The sequence below is a fragment of the Acidovorax sp. GW101-3H11 genome (assembly GCF_001633105.1).
GTDB lineage: Bacteria > Pseudomonadota > Gammaproteobacteria > Burkholderiales > Burkholderiaceae_C > Acidovorax.
This window is the reverse complement of the sequence record NZ_LUKZ01000012.1, coordinates 68254-85317: the sequence shown is the minus strand read 5'-3', so window position 1 is coordinate 85317 and position 17064 is coordinate 68254. Positions and strand designations below refer to the sequence as shown.

Here is a 17064-nt window from a genome sequence, read left to right as displayed (position 1 = left end):
CGGGCCACGCCGCGCCATGATGCTGCCCCGCCATGCCCACCCTGGTTGCCGCCCTCACGCTGTCGGCGCTGCTCAAGATGGCGCATGTCGATCTGCCGCGCTGGCACCTGGCGTTCTGGTTCGGCCTGCTGGTCATGCTCGCCCTGTTCGGGTCGATGCCACGCGGGCAGGCCATCCTCAACGGGGTGGGCAGTTTTCTGGCGGCCTGGCTGTACTTCGTGCTGCTGGAGCGCACGGACAATTACGAGGACAAGCCAGTGCACTGGCTGGTCTTGATTGGCGGCTTCCTGCTGCTGATCGCCTCACGTTTTTACCTTGATATCCGCGTGTACGGCATCAGTCTTTGAGCGACACCGACGGGACCCCCTCATGAAATACCTCAGCACACGCGGCCACGCAGACCGCAAACAGTTCTGCGACATCCTGCTCGAAGGCCTGGCGCCCGATGGCGGCCTGTACCTGCCCGAGACGTACCCCAAGATCACCGCCGCCGCCTTGACCAAGCTGCGCAAGGCCTACCACGAGCAGGGCTACGCCGAGCTGGCCTTCCAGATCCTGTCGCTGTACATCGACGACATCCCCGCTGCGGACCTCAAGGCCATCTGCGCCAAGACCTACACCGCTGAAGTCTTCGGCACGGGCGAGATCGTGCCCCTGCGCCACCTCGAAGACGGCCTGTGGCTCGAAGCCCTGTCCAACGGCCCCACGCTGGCCTTCAAGGACATGGCCATGCAGCTCTTGGGCAACCTGTTCGAATACGAACTGGGCCGCCGTGGCGAGCAGCTCAACATCCTGGGCGCTACCAGCGGCGACACGGGCAGCGCGGCCGAGTACGCGATGCGCGGCAAAGAGGGCGTGCGCGTCTTCATGACCAGCCCGCATGGCCGCATGAGCGCCTTCCAGCAAGCGCAGATGTTCAGCCTGCAGGACGAGAACATCCACAACATCGCCATCGAAGGCGTGTTTGACGACTGCCAGGACATCGTCAAGGCCGTCTCCAACGACCACGCCTTCAAGGCCAAGTACAAGATCGGCACCGTCAACTCCATCAACTGGGCGCGCCTCTTGGCGCAGGTGGTGTACTACTTCGCGGGCTACATCCAGGCCACCGAGACCAACAACCAGAAGGTCAGCTTCACGGTGCCCTCGGGCAATTTCGGCAACATCTGCGCAGGCCATGTGGCGCGCATGATGGGCCTGCCCATTGCCAAGCTGGTGGTGGCCACGAACGAAAACGATGTGCTGGACGAGTTCTTCCGCACCGGCGTGTACCGCGTGCGGGGCAGTGCCGACACGCACGAGACATCGAGCCCGTCGATGGACATCAGCAAGGCCAGCAACTTCGAGCGTTTCATCTTCGACCTGCTGGGCCGCAACGGCCAGCGCACCAAGGCGCTGTTCAGCGCCGCGCTGCAAACCTATGGCCGCTTCGATTTGAGCGCCGACCCTCTGTTTGCCGATGCCGCCAAGAAATACGGCTTTGAAAGTGGCAAGAGCACCCACGCCGACCGCCTGGCCACCATCAAGGACACCTTCGAGCGCCACGGCGTCACCATCGACACCCACACCGCCGACGGCGTGAAGGTGGCGCGCGAGCACCACAGCGATGCCAAGGTGCCCATGATCGTGCTGGAGACCGCCCTGCCCATCAAGTTCGCCGAGACCATCATCGAGGCCCTGGGCCATGCGCCCGAGCGGCCCGCCAAGTTTGCGGGCATCGAAGACCTGCCCAAGCGCGTGCACGTGATGCCCGCCGATGTGGAGCAGGTCAAGGCCTACATCGAGCGCCACTGCGCCCCGGCCGCGCAGGGCTGAGGCGGCGCCCCCTTCTATGAGGGGGATTTGAGATAAAAAACGCCCCTGGCGCGCGTCTGGTAAGCGCTAGTAGCTATAAATACGATAGCTAACCAAGGAGCACTGGATGAAGGTTGTCGGTTTTGCCGGGTTCTCCGGCAGTGGCAAGACCACGCTGGTCGAGCAGCTGATCCCCGAGCTGCGGCTGCGGGGCCTGCGCGTGTCGGTGGTCAAGCATGCGCACCACAGTTTCGACATCGACCACCCGGGCAAGGACACCTACCGCCACCGCGAGGCAGGCGCTTTTGAGGTGGTGGCCGCATCGGACAAGCGCCTGATGCTGGTGCGTGAGTTCGAGCAGCCCGCCGCGCTCAGCGTGCACCACCTGCTGGCCGAGCTGTACCAGGGCGTGGACTGGGTGCTGGTGGAGGGCTTCAAGGACAGCGACCTGCTCAAGGTTGAAGTCTGGCGCGCGCCCGAGCCGGGCCAGGTGGCCAAGCCCGTGCGCTACCCCGAGGACGACTTTGTGGTGGCCGTGGCCACCGACGCCGCCGGAAGCCTGCCCCAGCCCACCCAGCTGCCGCTGCTGGACCTGAACCAGCCCGCGCAGGTGGTGGACTGGCTGATCGAGTACGGGCACCGCTTTGAATACAACTGGGAACTGCACGGAGGGCTGGTGCCATGCGCCCCCCAATGAAGCCCCTCAAGGCGCTGGACGACGCGCTGGCCGAGCTGCTGGCCCACGCCACGCCGCTGCCGGGCACCGATACCGTCACCACCTTTGACGCCGATGGCCGCGTGCTGGCGCAGGACTGCGTCTCGGCCCTGCAGGTGCCGCCGCAGGACAACAGCTCGATGGACGGCTACGCCGTGCGCTGCGCCGATGTGGCAGCCGCAGGGGTGGTGTTGCCCGTGTCGCAGCGCATTCCAGCGGGCAGTGCGGGCTACCCGCTGCAGCCCGGCACGGCGGCGCGCATCTTCACCGGCGCACCGGTGCCCGCAGGCGCCGATGCGATCCTGATGCAGGAAGACTGTGAGGCCCTTGCCGCTGCAGCTGCCGGTGGCCTGGGCGCGGTGTGTATCAACGCCGTCCCCCAAGCCGGCCAGTGGATCCGCAGCGCGGGCGAGGACATCACCCGGGGGGGCGTGGTGCTGTCGGCGGGCACGCGTCTCACGCCCGCCGAGCTGGGCCTGGCCGCCAGCATCGGCCAACACCAGCTGCAGGTGGCCCGCCGCCCGCGCGTGGCGCTGTTCTCCACCGGCGACGAACTTGTCATGCCCGGCGAGGTGCCGCCCGAGCAGATGCGCCCCGGCGCCATCTACAACAGCAACCGCTTCTTCTTGCGCGCCATGCTGCTGCGCCTGGGCTGCGAGGTGACGGACTTCGGCATAGTGCCCGACCGGCGGGATGCCACCATCGCGGCCCTGCGCGACGCGAGTGCCGCGCACGACCTGATCCTGACCAGCGGCGGCGTGAGCGTGGGCGAGGAAGACCACATCAAGCCCGCCGTCGAGTCGCTGGGCACGCTGGACCTGTGGCAGATCGCCATGAAGCCCGGCAAGCCGTTCGCCTACGGCCAGATCCCGCGTGAAGGGGGTGCCGCCCACTTCATGGGCCTGCCCGGCAATCCGGTGTCGAGCTTTCTGACCTTTGCGCTGCTGGTGCGGCCGTTTGTGCTGCGGCTGCAGGGCGTGTTGGATGTGGCGTCCCAATCCGTGGCCATGCGGGCAGATTTCAGCTGGCCCAAGGCCGACAAGCGCCGCGAATTCCTGCGTGTGCGCCACAACGCGGCGGGCGGGCTGGACCTGTTCAACAACCAGAGTTCGGGCGTGCTCACCTCGGCCGCCTGGGGCGATGGAGTGGTAGATAACCCGGCGGGCCAGACCATTGCTGCGTGCGACACCGTGCGGTACATCGCCTTCTCGGAGCTTTTGGCATGAATGTTAACCCCCACGCTTCCCACTTCGTGTGGTCGCTGCCCCCCGAGGGGGCCGCTTTTCATCTTGGGGCGGCCCGGCGATGAACAGGATCACCGTCCGCTATTTCGCCTCCATCCGCGAGGCCATCGGCACCGGGCAAGAGGCGGTGGAAACGGCAGCCGCCACGCTCGGTGCGCTGCGGGATGAACTCATCGCGCGCGGCGGCGCCCATGCGAGCAGCCTGGCGCGCGGCCGGGCCGTGCGCATGGCACTCAACCAGACCTTGAGCGATGAATCCGCCACCCTGCCCGACGGGGCCGAGGTGGCGTTCTTCCCTCCCGTTACCGGGGGCTGAGCCCGGCGCAGGCCTGGGCCTGCAGGCGCAGGTTCAGTGCCTCCGAGGCGCCCATCATCGGCGCCCGCAATTCATTGCACATCTCGCCCGCATGGGCCAGCACGGTCTTCAGTGGTGCCGGGTTGGGCTCGGCAAAGCAGACCTCGATCCAGGGCAGCAGGGCCCGCCACACGCGACGGGCTTCACCCAGGTCGCCTGCGCGCAGCAAGGCCATCAGTTCCACAAAGCGGGGCGTCTGCCAGTGCGCGCTGGCCGAGATCGCGCCCGCGCCGCCCAGCGCCAGCGTGTGGAAGATCTGCGCGTCTTCGCCCGTCAGCACCTGCAGGCGGCCATCGCTGATCAGGGCCTGCGTCTTGGCGGGGCTGCCGCCGCAGTCCTTGATGGCCTGGATGCGCGGGTGCGCGGCCAGCGCCAGCAGCGTTTCGGTGGTGATCGTGGCGCCTGTGCGGTACGGAATGTCGTAGATGAGCAGGGGCACGGCGCTGGCGTCGGCCAGGGTGCGGAACCAGTGCAGCAAACCTTCCTGCGAGGGGCGGATGTAGTGCGGGGCCGACACCAGTAATCCTGCCACCGGGTAGCGCGCCAGGGCCTGTACCTGCTGCAGCACCTGGCCCTGGTGGTAGCCCGACACGCCCATCACCACGGGCAGGCCCTGGGCGGCCTGGAGCACCGTCTCCAGCACCTGCAACTGCTCAGCCTTGTCGAGTGCAGCGGCTTCGCCCGTGGAGCCGCAGGCAACAAAGCCTGCCACCCCCTGGGCACGCAGCCGGGCGGTGAGGGCGGCAAGCGCCGGGTGGTCCACGGCACCGTCCTTGAACGGTGTGACCAGGGCGATCCAGAGTCCGCTGAAGGGCATGCGGGTGGGCGCAGGGTGGGCTGCGGTGGGTGCAGCAGAGGGTGTCGTCAGCGTGGGCATGCGTAGCGTCCTTTGAAGGTTCGACCAAGGGAAGAACCGCCCGAAAGAAAAGCGCGCGGAATGCCGGGAAGGGAAGAAAAAAGAAGGGGTATTTCTCTACCAGGTGGTTCCGTCGCTCATCCGGACGGAACCACAGCTCCGGTCAGATGAGCTCTGGTTTTTTGGCTTTGCCCACACATTGCAATGCCACCGCAGATGCGGCGGTCATGGCAAAGGAGGTGTGTGTGGGCATGGAGCGCAGTATAGCGAAGCGGTCTGCGACGTGCCTCAGGCCATCGCACGGGCCACCAGCAGCGTGTCAGTGAACTGCTCGAACGCCACCACCTGCTGGTCCTGGAGCTGCCATACATGCACCACCCGCGCGTGCATGGGCTTGCCGGTGGCGCGGTAGGTGCCGCGGTAATCACCCACGCCCACGATGCGGTCGCCGCCGTCGATCAGACGCTCCAGTTGAAATTGATAGCCCTCCCAGGCGGCACCCAGTGCCGCGAAGACGTTGTCGATGACCTGCTGTGGCCCGACCCAGGTGCCGGCACAGGGAAAGCCCGCCATCTCCGTCCAGCGGACCTCGGGTGAGACGTGGGCCATCATGCCCGCGATGTCTTTGCGGTCGGAGGCGGCGTAGTGGGCCTGGATGATGTCGAAATTGCTGATGGTCATGGGGTGTGGCTCAGATGGGGGCGTGGGAGGCCGGGTAGGTGGTGGTGGATGCGGTCTGCATGAAGGCCCCTGCGGGGCTGTTGGCGACCGAGCCGTCCCCGGTTAAACCGAGGAACTTGCCGGTCGAGCGCTGGCTTTCGAAGTTGAAGAAGAACACCGACGCGACCGGAATCAGGAACTCGCGGAAGGTGAAGATGTACTGCTGCTCATCGAACTGGTAGTAGGTCGCCATGTCCACGTCGCCATGGCCGCGCTGCACGCCCACCAGGCACTGCCAGCAGTAGCGCTCGGAGCTGAGGTAAGTGTGCTCGTAGGTGTGGTTGGGGCTGTAGGTCTGCCAGGTGCGCAGGCCGATCAGGTCGCGGCTTTCCCGTGGCACCAGGCCGCTGGCCAGGCCGCCCGCCAGGGTGCCCACCAGGAAGTCCTGGGCCACGCGGGGTTCGGCGCCGGCTTCTTCGGGGCTGCGCACGCGGCATTCGATGGCCAGCACGCGGCGTGTGTGCAGGTTCACGATCACCGTTAGCGCGGACAGTGGGCGCGCGGCAAACGTGATGTCGATGAAGAATGTGCCGGGCGCCACCTCCACGGCTTCGTACGCGTCGCGGCCTTCGCCATGCGCGGTGTCTGTCCAGGCCACCTGATGCGGTTGTGGGAAGTGCAGATGCAGGGCACGCGCAGGCAGGTCGATGTGCAGCGTCTGGCCCTTCAGGGCCTCGCTCTGCGGCAGCCGGTTGGTGGCGATGCCTGCGGCGAACTGGTCGTAGGTTTTCCACCCGGCAGGGGTAGGCGCAGGGGATGCAAGCTGGGTCATGGGAGGGGCTTTCAGTGGGCAAAGGCAATGGTGGGAAGGTCAACGGCGGAGGCGCCGCCATCCACCATCAGGAAGGTTCCGTTGACCATGCTCGCGCGCGGGGATGCGAGGTAGAGCACGGCGTCGGCCACCTCGCGGGGCTCGGCCGCGCGGCCCAGCGGCACGTCGCGCGCGACCAGGGCGTAGGCGGCATCAACATTGGCGAGCTGGTGTTTGTCGATGAGCACCTGCATCTGCTCATCGGCCATCGCGGTGCGCACCCAGCCCGGGCAGACCGCGTTGGTGCGCACACCGTGCCGGCCGTAGTCCCGCGCCAGTGAGCGGGTCAAACCGATGAGCGCGTGTTTCATCGTCACATAGCCCACCACGCCGGGCCTCGCGAAATGGCCCGCGAGGGACGAGAGCACAACCACGTTGCCGCGCCGCTCGATCAGCCCAGGCATCAGCTCGCGGGCGCAGACAAAGGCGGTGTCCAGGTTCAACCGGGTGGCCATGTGCCAGGCCTCGTCGTCGGTGGCCGTCAGCTCGCCCACGCCATGGCCACCTGCATTGGCCACCAGCACATCGATGCCACCAAAGTGCGCGCGTGCCTCGGCCAGCGCGGCCCGCACGTCCTGTGCATTGGCGGCATCGCCGGCCACCACCAGGCCACCGATTGGCTCGGCCACCGCGAGCAGGGGCTCGCGCCGGCGGCCCATGAGCACCACGCGCCCTCCGGCTGCCACGAACTGCTGCGCAACCGCTGCGCCGATGCCGGTGCCGCCACCGGTGATGAAGGCCACCTTGCCTTCGAACTCTTTGATTGACATGGACGGAACACCTCCGTGAGTTGGAACGGATCGAGTCTATTAACGCCTCCCCGCAGCCCCGTTCGCTGTCAGCGCACAAACTGTTGACCGGCAACGCACGGAGCCGCATCGGCCGTTTACGCCGTACGGGGGCTGACCCACACTGGCCGCCATGAACTTCGATCACATCATCATTGGTGCCGGCTCCGCCGGTTGCGTGTTGGCGCACCGCCTGGTGCGTGCCGGGCGGCGCGTGCTGCTGCTGGAGGCCGGACCGACCCACGAACATCCCTTCGTGCGCATGCCTGCCGCTTTTGTACGGGTCATCGGCACCGAGCGCTCGTGGGACTACGCGAGCGAGCCGCAGCCCCATGCCAACGGGCGTCGCATGCATGTGCCGCAGGGGCGCATGCTGGGGGGCGGCAGCTCGCTCAATGCGATGGTGTACATCCGTGGCCAGGCGGCCGACTACGACAGCTGGCGCGACGCTGGCTGCACGGGGTGGGGCTGGAGCGATGTGTTGCCCGCCTTTGTGCGGGCGGAGTCGAACGAGCGGTATGCCGGGCCCCTGCACGGGCGCGACGGGCCGCTGCAGGTCAGCGAGCCGCGTTTTCGCCACCCGCTCAGCGCAGCCTTCGTGGCCGCTGCGCAGCAGGCAGGCCTGCCCGCCAACCCCGACTTCAACGGGACCGAGCAGGCTGGGGTGGGCTTCTACCAGTCCACCACCTTCCGGGGCGAGCGTGGCTCCACCGCCGCCACCTACCTGGCCGCGGTGCGGCGCGATGAACGCCTGGCGGTGCGCACGGGCGTGCACGTGCGCCGCATCCTGGTGGAGGCCGGACGCGCCGTGGGCGTCGAGTTCATGGAGGCGGGGCAACTGCAGCAGGTGCGTTGCGCGCAGGACGTGCTGCTCAGTGCGGGTGCGCTGGCGTCGCCCCAGCTGCTCATGCTGTCGGGTATTGGCCCGGGCGAAGATCTGCACAAGCTGGGCATTCCGGTGCATGCCGACAGCGCGGGCGTGGGCCAGAACTACCAGGACCATCTGGAAGTGAGTGTCTATGCGCGCACGCGCCGGCCCATCAGCCTCTTGGGGCAGGACCAGGGGCTGCGCGCGCTGCGCCATGGGTTGCAGTGGCAACTGCTGCGCAGCGGGCTGCTCACCTCCAATGTCGTCGAGTCTGGCGGGTTTGTGGACACCCTGGGAACGGGCCGCCCCGACGTGCAGTTCCATGTGCTGCCGGTGCTGGTGGGCGATGTGGAGCGCGAACCTTTGCCGGGCCATGGCTTGTCGATCAACCCCTGTTTTCTGCGCCCGCAGTCGCGCGGCACGGTGTCGCTGCGCAGCCCCGATCCGGCGCATCCCATCCTGTTCGATGCGGGGGCGCTGCGCGTGCAGGCCGACGTGGACACGCTGGTGCGCGGGGTGAAACTGGCGCGCAGGATCTTGCGGGCGCCCGCACTGGCAGAAGTTGTCGAGCACGAGCTGCTGCCCGGCGCTGAGGCCACGCTCAGCGACGCGCAGGTCGAGGCCCATGTGCGCTCCCACGCCAAGACGGTTTACCACCCCGCAGGCACCTGCCGCATGGGTGGCGACGCCACATCGGTGGTGGACACGCACCTGCGTGTGCGGGGTGTGGCGGGCCTGCGGGTGTGTGATGCCTCGGTGATGCCCACGCTGCCATCGGGCAACACCAACGCGCCCACCATCATGCTGGCCGAGCGCTGCGCGGAGTTTGTATTGCAGGCCGCTTGAACATGCGCGCACAGGCAACACCGGCTGCGCTCTGGGGCAATGGGGCAAGGCCCTTGCTGCCTAGACTGAACTTCTCTCTTTGCCGCATCCATAACGACACCCACCATGAATCCATTTGATCTTTCCAGCCAGCAGCTCCAAGGCGCCAAGTTCCTGTCCGAGCGGCGCGTCGGCAATGTCATCGGCGGTGTGAGTGGACCGGCGCTGTCGGGCCGCTGGCTGCCCGTGACCGATCCGGCCACCGAGATGGTGGTGGCCGAGGCGCCCGACAGCGATGCGGCAGACATAGCCCGGGCCGTGGCCAGCGCCCAGCGTGCGTTTGACAGCCATGTCTGGCGCGGCCTGCGCCCTGCAGACCGCGAAAAGCTGTTGTTCAGGCTGTCGGAGCTGATCGAACGCCATGCCGACGAGTTGAGTGCGCTGGAGACATTGCAAAGCGGCAAGCTGCAAGGTATTGCGCGCGCTATCGATGTACAGGCCGGTGCCGAGTTCGTGCGCTACATGGCCGGCTGGGCCACCAAGCTCGAAGGCCAGACGCTCGACAACTCCATCCCGATTCCCGGCCCGCAGTGGGTCACCTACACGCGCCGCGAACCGGTGGGCGTGGTCGGCGCCATCGTGCCCTGGAACTTCCCGCTCGCGATCGCGCTGTGGAAGATCGCCCCCGCGCTGGCCGCTGGCTGCACGGTGGTGCTCAAGCCCTCGGAAGACACGCCACTCACAGCCCTGCGCCTGGCGCACCTGGCGCTGGAGGCGGGCATCCCCGAAGGGGTGCTGAACGTGGTGTGCGGGCGCGGCGCGACAGCCGGTGCGGCACTGATCGCCCACCCGGGTGTGCGCAAGCTCAGCTTCACCGGCTCGACGGCCGTGGGCAAGGTGGTGGGGCACGCGGCGGTGGAGAACATGGCGCGCTTCACGCTGGAGCTGGGCGGCAAGAGCCCGGCTGTGGTGATGGAGGACGCCGACCCGTCGCAGGTGGCACAGGGCATCGCCACGGGCATCTTTTTCCACCAGGGCCAGGTGTGCACGGCCAGCTCACGCTTGCTGGTGCACCGCAGCCTGTACCGCCGCGTGCTGGACGAGTTGGCGGGCATCGCCCAGGGCATGAGGATCGGCTCCGGCTTCGATGCCGCCACGCAGTTCGGGCCGCTGACATCGAAAGCACATTTCGCGCGTGTGATGGATTTCATCGCATCGGCCAAGGCCGAGGGCGCCACGCTGGTGGCGGGTGGTGAGCGTGTTCACGATGCCGGCTGTTTTGTGCAGCCCACGATTTTTGCCGACACCACGGCGCAGATGCGTGTGGTGCGTGAAGAAGTGTTTGGCCCCGTGCTGGCGGTGGCGCCATTCGACGACGTGGAAGACGCCATCGCTGCCGCCAACGACACCCCCTATGGGTTGGCCGCCAGCCTGTGGACCCAGAGCCTGTCCCATGCCCACCGCATCGTGCCCCGCCTGCAGGCGGGCGTGGTGTGGGTGAACGCGCACAACGTGCTGGATGCCGGGCTGCCCCTGGGTGGCATCAAGCAATCGGGGACCGGACGCGACCTCGGGCGTGCGGCGGTCGAGGGCTTCACCGAGTTGAAGAGCGTGTGCATGGCCGTCTGATGCACGCCAGGCCGCAAGGCCGCGACGAAACCACAAACCACAAACCAAGGAGACAACCACCATGAACATCTATCGCATCGCCGCATTGTCGGCAGTGACCCTGGCCGCATCCTTCGCGTCCTCTGGCGCCTTCGCTCAGTCCAAGTGCGGCCTGGGCAATGGCAAGAAGGCCGATGGCGAGCCCATCGCCGTCGGCGCTGTGGTCGGCAAGACGGGGCCGGACGATTTCAGCTCGTCGGCACAGGCGGCTGCCGCCTATTTCAAGTGCGTGAACGAGAACGGTGGCATCAACGGCCGCCCGGTGGAGTACCTCGTTGCCGATGACCAGTGGAACCCCGAGACGGCCGCACAGGTGGCCAGCAAACTCGTCAAGGACCGCAAGGTGGTGGCACTGGCGGGCAACACCAGTTTTGTGGAGTGTGGTGCCAACGCCAAGATGTATGCCGACGAGGGCGTGATGGTGGTGGCCGGCACCGGTGTGCCGCGCGAATGCTTCAACGCGAAGAACTATGTGCCCGTCAATTCCGGCCCGCGCATCAGCGCCACCATCGCCGCGATGTATGCCGCGCAGGCCTACAAGAGCAAGAAGATGGTCTGCATCATTCCCAACATTCCGAGCCTGGGCAACTGGGCCTGCGAAGGGCCCAAGGCCTGGGGCAAGGCCAATGGCGTCGAGGTCGAGACCATCGCCATCGACCCGGGTTCGGCCGATGCCACGTCGGTGATGCTGCAGGCGGCCTCCAAGAAGCCCGACACCATCATCATGAACGTGCCCAAGGGCATCCTGGTGCCCATGCTGGCCGCAGCCGAGCAGCAGAACCTGGGCAAGAAAATCCATTTCGTCTCAGCGGCACCGGCCTACAGCGCCGATGTGCCCAAGGCCATTGGCCCGTACTGGAACAAGAACTTTGCCGTCAACCTGGAGTTCAACCCGCTGGAGTCCAAGGGGGCCGACAACCTGAACTGGCAGGCCGTCATGAACTCCCACGGTGCCAAGACCGATCCGCGCGACACCTTCTCGCAGGCCGGTTACCTGGCGGCCCGGCTACTGACGGAAACGCTGCTGAAAATGGACCCGAAGAAGATCGACCGTGCCTCTGTCACCGAAGCGCTGCGCAAGGTGGGCGACTTCCGCAGCGACATCCTGTGCAACCCCTTCTACGTGGGGTCCGGAAACCGCCACAACGCCAACAACGCAGGGCCCATGGTGGTGGTCGATGGCAACGGCTTCACCACCGTCTCCAAGGGCTGCCTTATGGCCGACGACCCGGAGCTGGTGGATGTGCGCGCCGATGAGAAAAAGCTCGGCCTGAAGTGACACCGCACCGTGATGTGACCAGGATCGCTTGCCATGCCTGACTTGTTGCCTTTTGTTGTCTCCGGCCTGGGGGTGGGGGCGGTCTACGCACTGTCCGGGGTGGGGCTGGTGGTGCTCTACCGCTCGTCCGGGGTGTTGAACTTTGCGTTTGGCGCGCTGGGTGCGCTGGGGGCCTACGTTGCCTGGTCGATGCTGGAGTCCGGCTGGCCGCAGGCCCTGGCCTGGGCTGCCAGCGTTGTGGTGGCCATGTTGTTGTCGCTCGCCTATGGCCGCCTCATCGCCCCCCATCTGGCGCAGCGCAACCCCACCATCCGGGGCATTGGCACCCTGGGCTTTGCGCTGGTGGTGCTGGGTTTTACCGAGTGGTTCTGGGGCGAGCAGCCCCGGCGCCTGGTGTTGCCCACCGATGCGGGGGCGCTGGAGCTGGCCGACGTGCGACTGACCTACACGCGGGTCATTGGCCTGGCTCTGGCGGTGGCGATGATGGTAGGCATCGGCCTGCTGCTGGCGCGCACGCGGGTCGGTCTGAAGATGCGGGCGCTGGCCAACGACCGCGACCTGAGCGCGCTGCTGGGCATTCGCGTGCTGCAGGTGGACACGGTAGCCTGGGTGCTCAGCGGCGCCTTCGCGGGCGTGTGTGGCCTGCTGCTGGCCAATATCGTGCGCCTGCAGGCCACGCTGCTGACCTTCATGGTGATCCCCGCCTTTGCCGCCGCCATCATCGGCCGGCTGGAATCGCTGCCCGCCACGGTGGTGGGGGGCATCCTCATTGGCGTGCTGGAGGCTGTGGCCATCGTGGTTCCGGGCTTGGCCTCGTTCCGCAGCGCCACCCCCTTCCTGGTGGCGCTCCTCATGATCGCCTTTCATCAATCGAACACCCGCGTGGCTTAGGCATGACGCCCATTTCTATTGCAAGCCCTATGGCAACTCCTCCCTCCATCGATGCGCTGCAGATTGCGCTGGATCGGGTGCGGCGCGAGCGGCTGCGCTCCCTGCTGGTGATGTTGGGCACGCTGCTGGTGCTGGGCGCCGTGTTGCCCTGGCTGGCCAATGCCTACTGGACCAAGACCTTCAGTTCGGCGCTCGCGCTGTCGGTGGCGGCCGCTGGCGTGGGCCTGCTCTACGGCCAGCTGGGCCTGGTGTCGCTGTGCCAGTTTGCGCTGCTGGGCGTGGGGGGCTGGGTGGCCCTGCGCATCAGCCATGGCAGCGGCCTGCCGTTCGAGTTGTGTGTGCTGGCGGCGGGCCTGGTGTCGGCCCTGGTCGGCATGCTGGCGGGTTTGCCGGCGCTGCGCTTGAAGGGGCTGTACCTGGCGCTGGTCACCCTCATGCTCGCTGGCGGCTTTCAGGTGGTCATCACGGTCGTGGGTTTTCCGGACGGTGGCCCGGGCTGGTTGGGCCGGGTGGAGGGGAGCGAGCGCCTGCTGATGGCGCGCCCGGCGGTGGCCACCTCCGACTCCGCCTACCTGCGCTATGTGGTGCTGTGGCTGGCGGCCGTGCTGGCGTTGATCGAACTGCACCGCCGCACACGCGCAGGCCGCTCCTGGGCATTGATCCGCAGGGGCGAGGCGGCTGCCCTGGGGGCTGGGGTCAACGTGCTGCTCTACCAGACCTGGGCCTTCGCACTGGCCGGCTTCTGTGCCGGTGTGGGCGGCGCGCTGCTGGCCGGTGGGGTGGGGCAGCTGGACGGGCGGGCTTTTGGGGCCAGCGAGTCGGTGATGCTGTTCGCGCTGTCGGTGGTGGGCGGTGTGCACCATTGGCTGGGAGCCATCATCGCGGGCCTTCTGCTGCGTGCGGTGCCATCGCTGTTGACTGATTTCAACGTCAATGGTTTTCTGGCCATGGTCTTTTTTGGCGCGGCCCTGCTGCATGCGCTGATCACGGCGCAAGAGGGCGTGGCAGGGCAGGTGCTGAGCCTCCTGCACCGTGTGCGTGCGCGCTGGACTGCAGGGAGTGCCCCATGATCGCCATCAGCAACCTGACGGTGCAGTTCGGCGGCGTCAAGGCCCTCACGCAGCTGGATGCGGTGCTGGACCACCACGTGTGTGGCCTCATCGGCCCCAATGGCGCGGGCAAGACGACGCTGGTGAATGTGCTCAGCGGCCTGGTGCAGCCGCGCACCGGCCATATCGCGGTGGACGGCACCGACCTGCTGGCCCTCACGCCGACACAGCGCGTGCGCTTCGGCTTGCGGCGTTCGTTCCAGACCGAGCAGGTGGTGGAAGACCTGGACGTGTGGAGCAATGTGCTGGCCATGCTGGACCATGTACCCCACGAGCGCGCACGCGCCAAAGCCGAGGTGGGGCGCGTGATCGAGTACGTGGGCTTGGCCTCCGTGGCCACCGTGCTGGGGGCTCGGCTGAACCTGTTCCAGCGTCGCATGGTCGAGGTGGCCAAGGCCCTGGTGGGGGCGCCCCGCCTGCTGCTGTTCGACGAACCCGGTGCGGGGCTGACCGAGCAAGAGGCCGTCTTCCTGCGCCGTGCCTTGTTGGGCATCCAGGATTTTTGCGGAGCCCAGGTGCTGTTGATCGACCATGACGTGGACCTGATCAAGGCGACCTGCACGCAGACCCTGGTGCTGGACTTCGGCCAGCGGCTGGCCCTGGGGCCGACGCAGCAGGTGCTCGAAGACCCTGCGGTGCGCCGCGCCTACCTCGGTACGGAGGAGTGAAAACCATGCTGAGTATGAACAATCTGGTGGTGCAGCGCGGCGGCAAGCACGTGTTGCATGGTGTGTCGCTGCAGGTGGCACCCGGGCAGATCACCGCGCTGGTGGGGGCCAATGGGGCGGGCAAGTCCAGTCTGGTCATGGCGCTGGCGGGGGCGTTGCCGCTGGTGGCAGGCCACATCGAACTCGATGGGGTGGCGCTTTCGGGGCGCAGGCCCGAGGCGGTGCGCGCCGCCGGCGTGGCCGTGGTGCCCGAGGGGCATCGCGTGCTCGGTGACCTGTCGGTGCACGACAACCTGCGCGCTGCCGCTACGGCCTGGCCTGCGCGCCAGGTGCAGGCAGAGGTGGACCGCGTTCTGGCGGTGATGCCCGAGCTGTCGGAGAAGATGGGTGCGCTCGGCCGCTCGCTTTCGGGGGGGCAGAAGCAGATGGTGTGCGTGGCGCAGGCATTGATCGCACGGCCGCGCTACCTGGTGCTGGACGAACTGTCGCTGGGGCTGGCGCCCATGGTGGTCAAGCGGCTGGTGGCCTTGGTGCAGCAGGTGGCGGCGCAGGGCGTGGGGGTGCTGCTGATCGAGCAGTTCACCAGTGTGGCCCTGGCGGTGTCGGAAGATGCCTATGTGCTTGAACGGGGGCGGGTCGCGTTTGGCGGCCCGGCCCAGACCCTGCGCGAACAGCCGGAGATCCTGCACAGCAGCTACCTGGCAGCCTGACTTCAAGCCGTGCAAAGCCCCCCGAGCAGCCCGCCTGCCCGGGGGGCTTTTTCTTCAGGCGCAGCGATAGCGCAACACGCGGGCCACAGGCCGCAGCACGCCTCAACCGGCGCACCCTGGCCCGTGCAGCCAGGCAAGGGCAGCCCCCAGCGACTCAGGGAGCCGTTCCCGCTCAATGCAGGTTGTCGCGCTTGAGGAAGGCGCTGGGGGTGGTGCCGAACTCGCGCTTGAACAGGCGGCAGAAATGCGCGTTGCTGTTGAATCCCCAGCGGTAGGCCAGTGCAGAAATGGACACGGTGGATACATCGGCGCCCGCCAGGGCCTGCCTGCAGCGCTCCAGCCGTGACAGCCATATCTGGCGATCCAGCGTGTGGGCTTCGCCCTGGAACAGAGTGTGCAGATAGCGCTTGGAGCAGCGCATTTCGTGTGCGATGCGTTCCACGGTCAGGTCCGCGTCGTCCAGGTGGCTCTGGATGTATTGCCGCACCCGTGCGCGCATGGCTTCGGGTAGCGGCATGCGTTCGGGGGCATCGCCGCGTTGGGCCTGCAGTGCCTGTGCTAGCAGGCCCAGCGTGGTCTCCGACAGGGGTTCGCCCACGGTATCGGGCAGGGTGCTCAGCTGCGCCGCCAAGGCGCCCAGAAACGACGACAGCACTTGGTACAGGGCCCGCAGCTCGGGCGCATCGGCTTCGCAGGTGTGTAGCGAGCCCAGTGGCAGGTGGCCGAGCTTGCCACGCGGGATCTGCACCACCAGCTGGCGGATCGACTCCTGCGAGGTGATGGTGTAGGGAACGCTCGGGTCGTACAGGCTCCAGTCCCCGGGATGCAGGCAGAAGTTTGCGTCGCGCTGGCGGATGTCGCTCACGCCCTTGAGCTGCAGCAGCAGCTTGAAACTGTCGTGGCGCGGGTCGCTGGCGACCCGGTCGCGCAGGATGCGGTGGGCGGGGGCGTCAATGGTCAGCATGCGCAGCGCTCCGGCTTCCCAAGCCTTCATGCGTGCATCAAAGGGCTCCTCGCTCATCGCCTGCGCCTGCAAGGGGCCAAAGTAGTGGTCCGAGGCCGATTGCCATTGCTGGAGCTGTTGCCGCAGCGGCAAACCATGGGTTTCGTGGGTCGCGCATTTCATGCTGTGTCTCCAGTTGGGGCCCATCTTCGCGGGCTCGCAGCGCTTGCAAAGAGCGCGTGATTCGATCACAAAACCGCCCGCGGCGTACCACGGGTTTTCGAGCGTGCGCAGCCTGCAGGTGCTTGGCTACGGCAGCGCGCTCAGCTTCCGTCGTCGCTGTCGGGGGCTGTGCCGAGCTTGGCAATTACCTCGTCCAGCGTGGCATAGAGGTGTGCAATGAACTCGACGCCCAACTGGTTCTCCAGCTCGCGGTAGGTGGCCTCGATCGTGGGCGCCAGACTGGCGGCCAGCGCCTTGCCTTTGGGCGTGACCGACACCCGCACCCGGCGCTGGTCGTTTTCCAGCCGCTCGCGCAGCACCAGGCCCAGGTCGTCCATGCGCGCCAGGATGCCGGCCAGACTGGGGCTCGACAGACGGCAGATGTCGCCAATCTGGCGGGGCTCCAGCGGCCCGTGGTCGAGCAGGGCGCGTACCACGCGCCATTGCTGCTCGGTGAGGCCGGCCATGTTGAGGATGGGCCTGAAGCGTGCAAAGACGCTCTCACGGGCCTGCAGAAACAGCAGCGGCAGGTTGCGATGGACAAGGTCCAGTGGTTTTGAATCCATACATGTGAATCATCCTCGAAACGGACTGAGGG

At 67.1% G+C, this 17064-nt stretch carries 18 protein-coding genes; 12 read left to right on the top strand and 6 right to left on the bottom strand.

Annotation, left to right across the window (positions count from 1 at the left end):
- Positions 1-32: 32 nt before the first annotated feature.
- From A1D30_RS13005 to moaD, 5 genes are all read left to right on the top strand, one after another.
- On the top strand, positions 33-347 hold the full coding sequence (locus A1D30_RS13005) for a hypothetical protein (RefSeq protein WP_063461148.1): 315 nt from the start codon (positions 33-35) through the stop codon (positions 345-347).
- Between the two features lie 22 nt (positions 348-369).
- Positions 370-1815 (top strand): threonine synthase, encoded by a 1446-nt coding sequence (gene thrC / locus A1D30_RS13000; protein WP_063461147.1) that lies wholly within the window; start codon positions 370-372, stop codon positions 1813-1815.
- Positions 1816-1921: 106 nt separating this feature from the next.
- A complete protein-coding gene (mobB, locus tag A1D30_RS12995; RefSeq protein ID WP_063461146.1) occupies positions 1922-2491 on the top strand; it encodes a molybdopterin-guanine dinucleotide biosynthesis protein B in 570 nt (189 codons plus the stop codon).
- Positions 2476-3735, top strand: a complete 1260-nt coding sequence (gene glp, locus A1D30_RS12990) for a gephyrin-like molybdotransferase Glp (RefSeq protein ID WP_063461145.1) — start codon at positions 2476-2478, stop codon at positions 3733-3735. Before mobB ends, glp begins: the two co-directional genes overlap by 16 nt.
- Positions 3736-3814: 79 nt before the next feature.
- Positions 3815-4069 (top strand): molybdopterin converting factor subunit 1, encoded by a 255-nt coding sequence (gene moaD, locus A1D30_RS12985; RefSeq protein WP_063461144.1) that lies wholly within the window; start codon positions 3815-3817, stop codon positions 4067-4069.
- Here the strand turns inward: moaD and dapA are convergent.
- The 4 genes from dapA to A1D30_RS12965 all read right to left on the bottom strand — a co-directional run bounded on the left by dapA (position 4056) and on the right by A1D30_RS12965 (position 7265).
- Positions 4056-4925 carry a 4-hydroxy-tetrahydrodipicolinate synthase gene (gene dapA, locus A1D30_RS12980; RefSeq protein ID WP_242421892.1) on the bottom strand — a complete coding sequence of 290 codons (870 nt, stop codon included), beginning with the start codon at positions 4923-4925 and terminating at the stop codon, positions 4056-4058. The two genes, moaD and dapA, sit on opposite strands and share 14 nt — an antisense overlap.
- A 327-nt stretch (positions 4926-5252) precedes the next feature.
- Positions 5253-5645, bottom strand: coding sequence for a nuclear transport factor 2 family protein (locus tag A1D30_RS12975; protein WP_063461142.1), 393 nt, complete (start codon positions 5643-5645; stop codon positions 5253-5255).
- 10 nt (positions 5646-5655) lie between these two features.
- The gene (locus A1D30_RS12970) at positions 5656-6456 is read right to left on the bottom strand and encodes a MoaF C-terminal domain-containing protein (protein WP_063461141.1); all 801 of its coding nucleotides are present in this window, start codon (positions 6454-6456) and stop codon (positions 5656-5658) included.
- 11 nt (positions 6457-6467) lie between these two features.
- Positions 6468-7265 (bottom strand): SDR family oxidoreductase, encoded by a 798-nt coding sequence (locus tag A1D30_RS12965; protein ID WP_063461140.1) that lies wholly within the window; start codon positions 7263-7265, stop codon positions 6468-6470.
- A gap of 151 nt (positions 7266-7416) precedes the next feature.
- On the opposite strand from A1D30_RS12965, the gene A1D30_RS12960 reads away from it, so the two are divergent.
- The 7 genes from A1D30_RS12960 (at position 7417) to A1D30_RS12930 (ending at position 15301) form a co-directional block, all read left to right on the top strand.
- Entirely contained in the window at positions 7417-8997 is a 1581-nt protein-coding gene (locus A1D30_RS12960) for a GMC family oxidoreductase N-terminal domain-containing protein (RefSeq protein ID WP_063461139.1), read from the top strand.
- Positions 8998-9102: 105 nt separating this feature from the next.
- Complete coding sequence (locus tag A1D30_RS12955) at positions 9103-10605, top strand: aldehyde dehydrogenase family protein (protein ID WP_063461138.1); 1503 nt, start codon at positions 9103-9105, stop codon at positions 10603-10605.
- Positions 10606-10666: 61 nt separating this feature from the next.
- Positions 10667-11923, top strand: a complete 1257-nt coding sequence (locus A1D30_RS12950) for an ABC transporter substrate-binding protein (RefSeq protein ID WP_063461137.1) — start codon at positions 10667-10669, stop codon at positions 11921-11923.
- 33 nt (positions 11924-11956) lie between these two features.
- Positions 11957-12814: a branched-chain amino acid ABC transporter permease gene (locus tag A1D30_RS12945; RefSeq protein ID WP_063461136.1), complete on the top strand. Its 858-nt coding sequence runs from the start codon at positions 11957-11959 to the stop codon at positions 12812-12814.
- Between the two features lie 29 nt (positions 12815-12843).
- Positions 12844-13884, top strand: a complete 1041-nt coding sequence (locus A1D30_RS12940; RefSeq protein ID WP_063461135.1) for a branched-chain amino acid ABC transporter permease — start codon at positions 12844-12846, stop codon at positions 13882-13884.
- Positions 13881-14591 carry an ATP-binding cassette domain-containing protein gene (locus A1D30_RS12935; protein WP_063461134.1) on the top strand — a complete coding sequence of 237 codons (711 nt, stop codon included), beginning with the start codon at positions 13881-13883 and terminating at the stop codon, positions 14589-14591. The genes A1D30_RS12940 and A1D30_RS12935 overlap by 4 nt, the downstream gene beginning before the upstream one ends.
- Before the next feature lie 5 nt (positions 14592-14596).
- Positions 14597-15301 (top strand): ATP-binding cassette domain-containing protein, encoded by a 705-nt coding sequence (locus A1D30_RS12930; protein WP_063461381.1) that lies wholly within the window; start codon positions 14597-14599, stop codon positions 15299-15301.
- 172 nt (positions 15302-15473) lie between these two features.
- Here A1D30_RS12930 and A1D30_RS12925 read toward each other — a convergent pair whose 3' ends face one another.
- Entirely contained in the window at positions 15474-16427 is a 954-nt protein-coding gene (locus tag A1D30_RS12925; RefSeq protein WP_199865983.1) for an AraC family transcriptional regulator, read from the bottom strand.
- Positions 16428-16567: 140 nt separating this feature from the next.
- Positions 16568-17032, bottom strand: coding sequence for a homoprotocatechuate degradation operon regulator HpaR (gene hpaR, locus A1D30_RS12920; protein ID WP_063461132.1), 465 nt, complete (start codon positions 17030-17032; stop codon positions 16568-16570).
- Between the last annotated feature and the right edge of the window lie 32 nt (positions 17033-17064).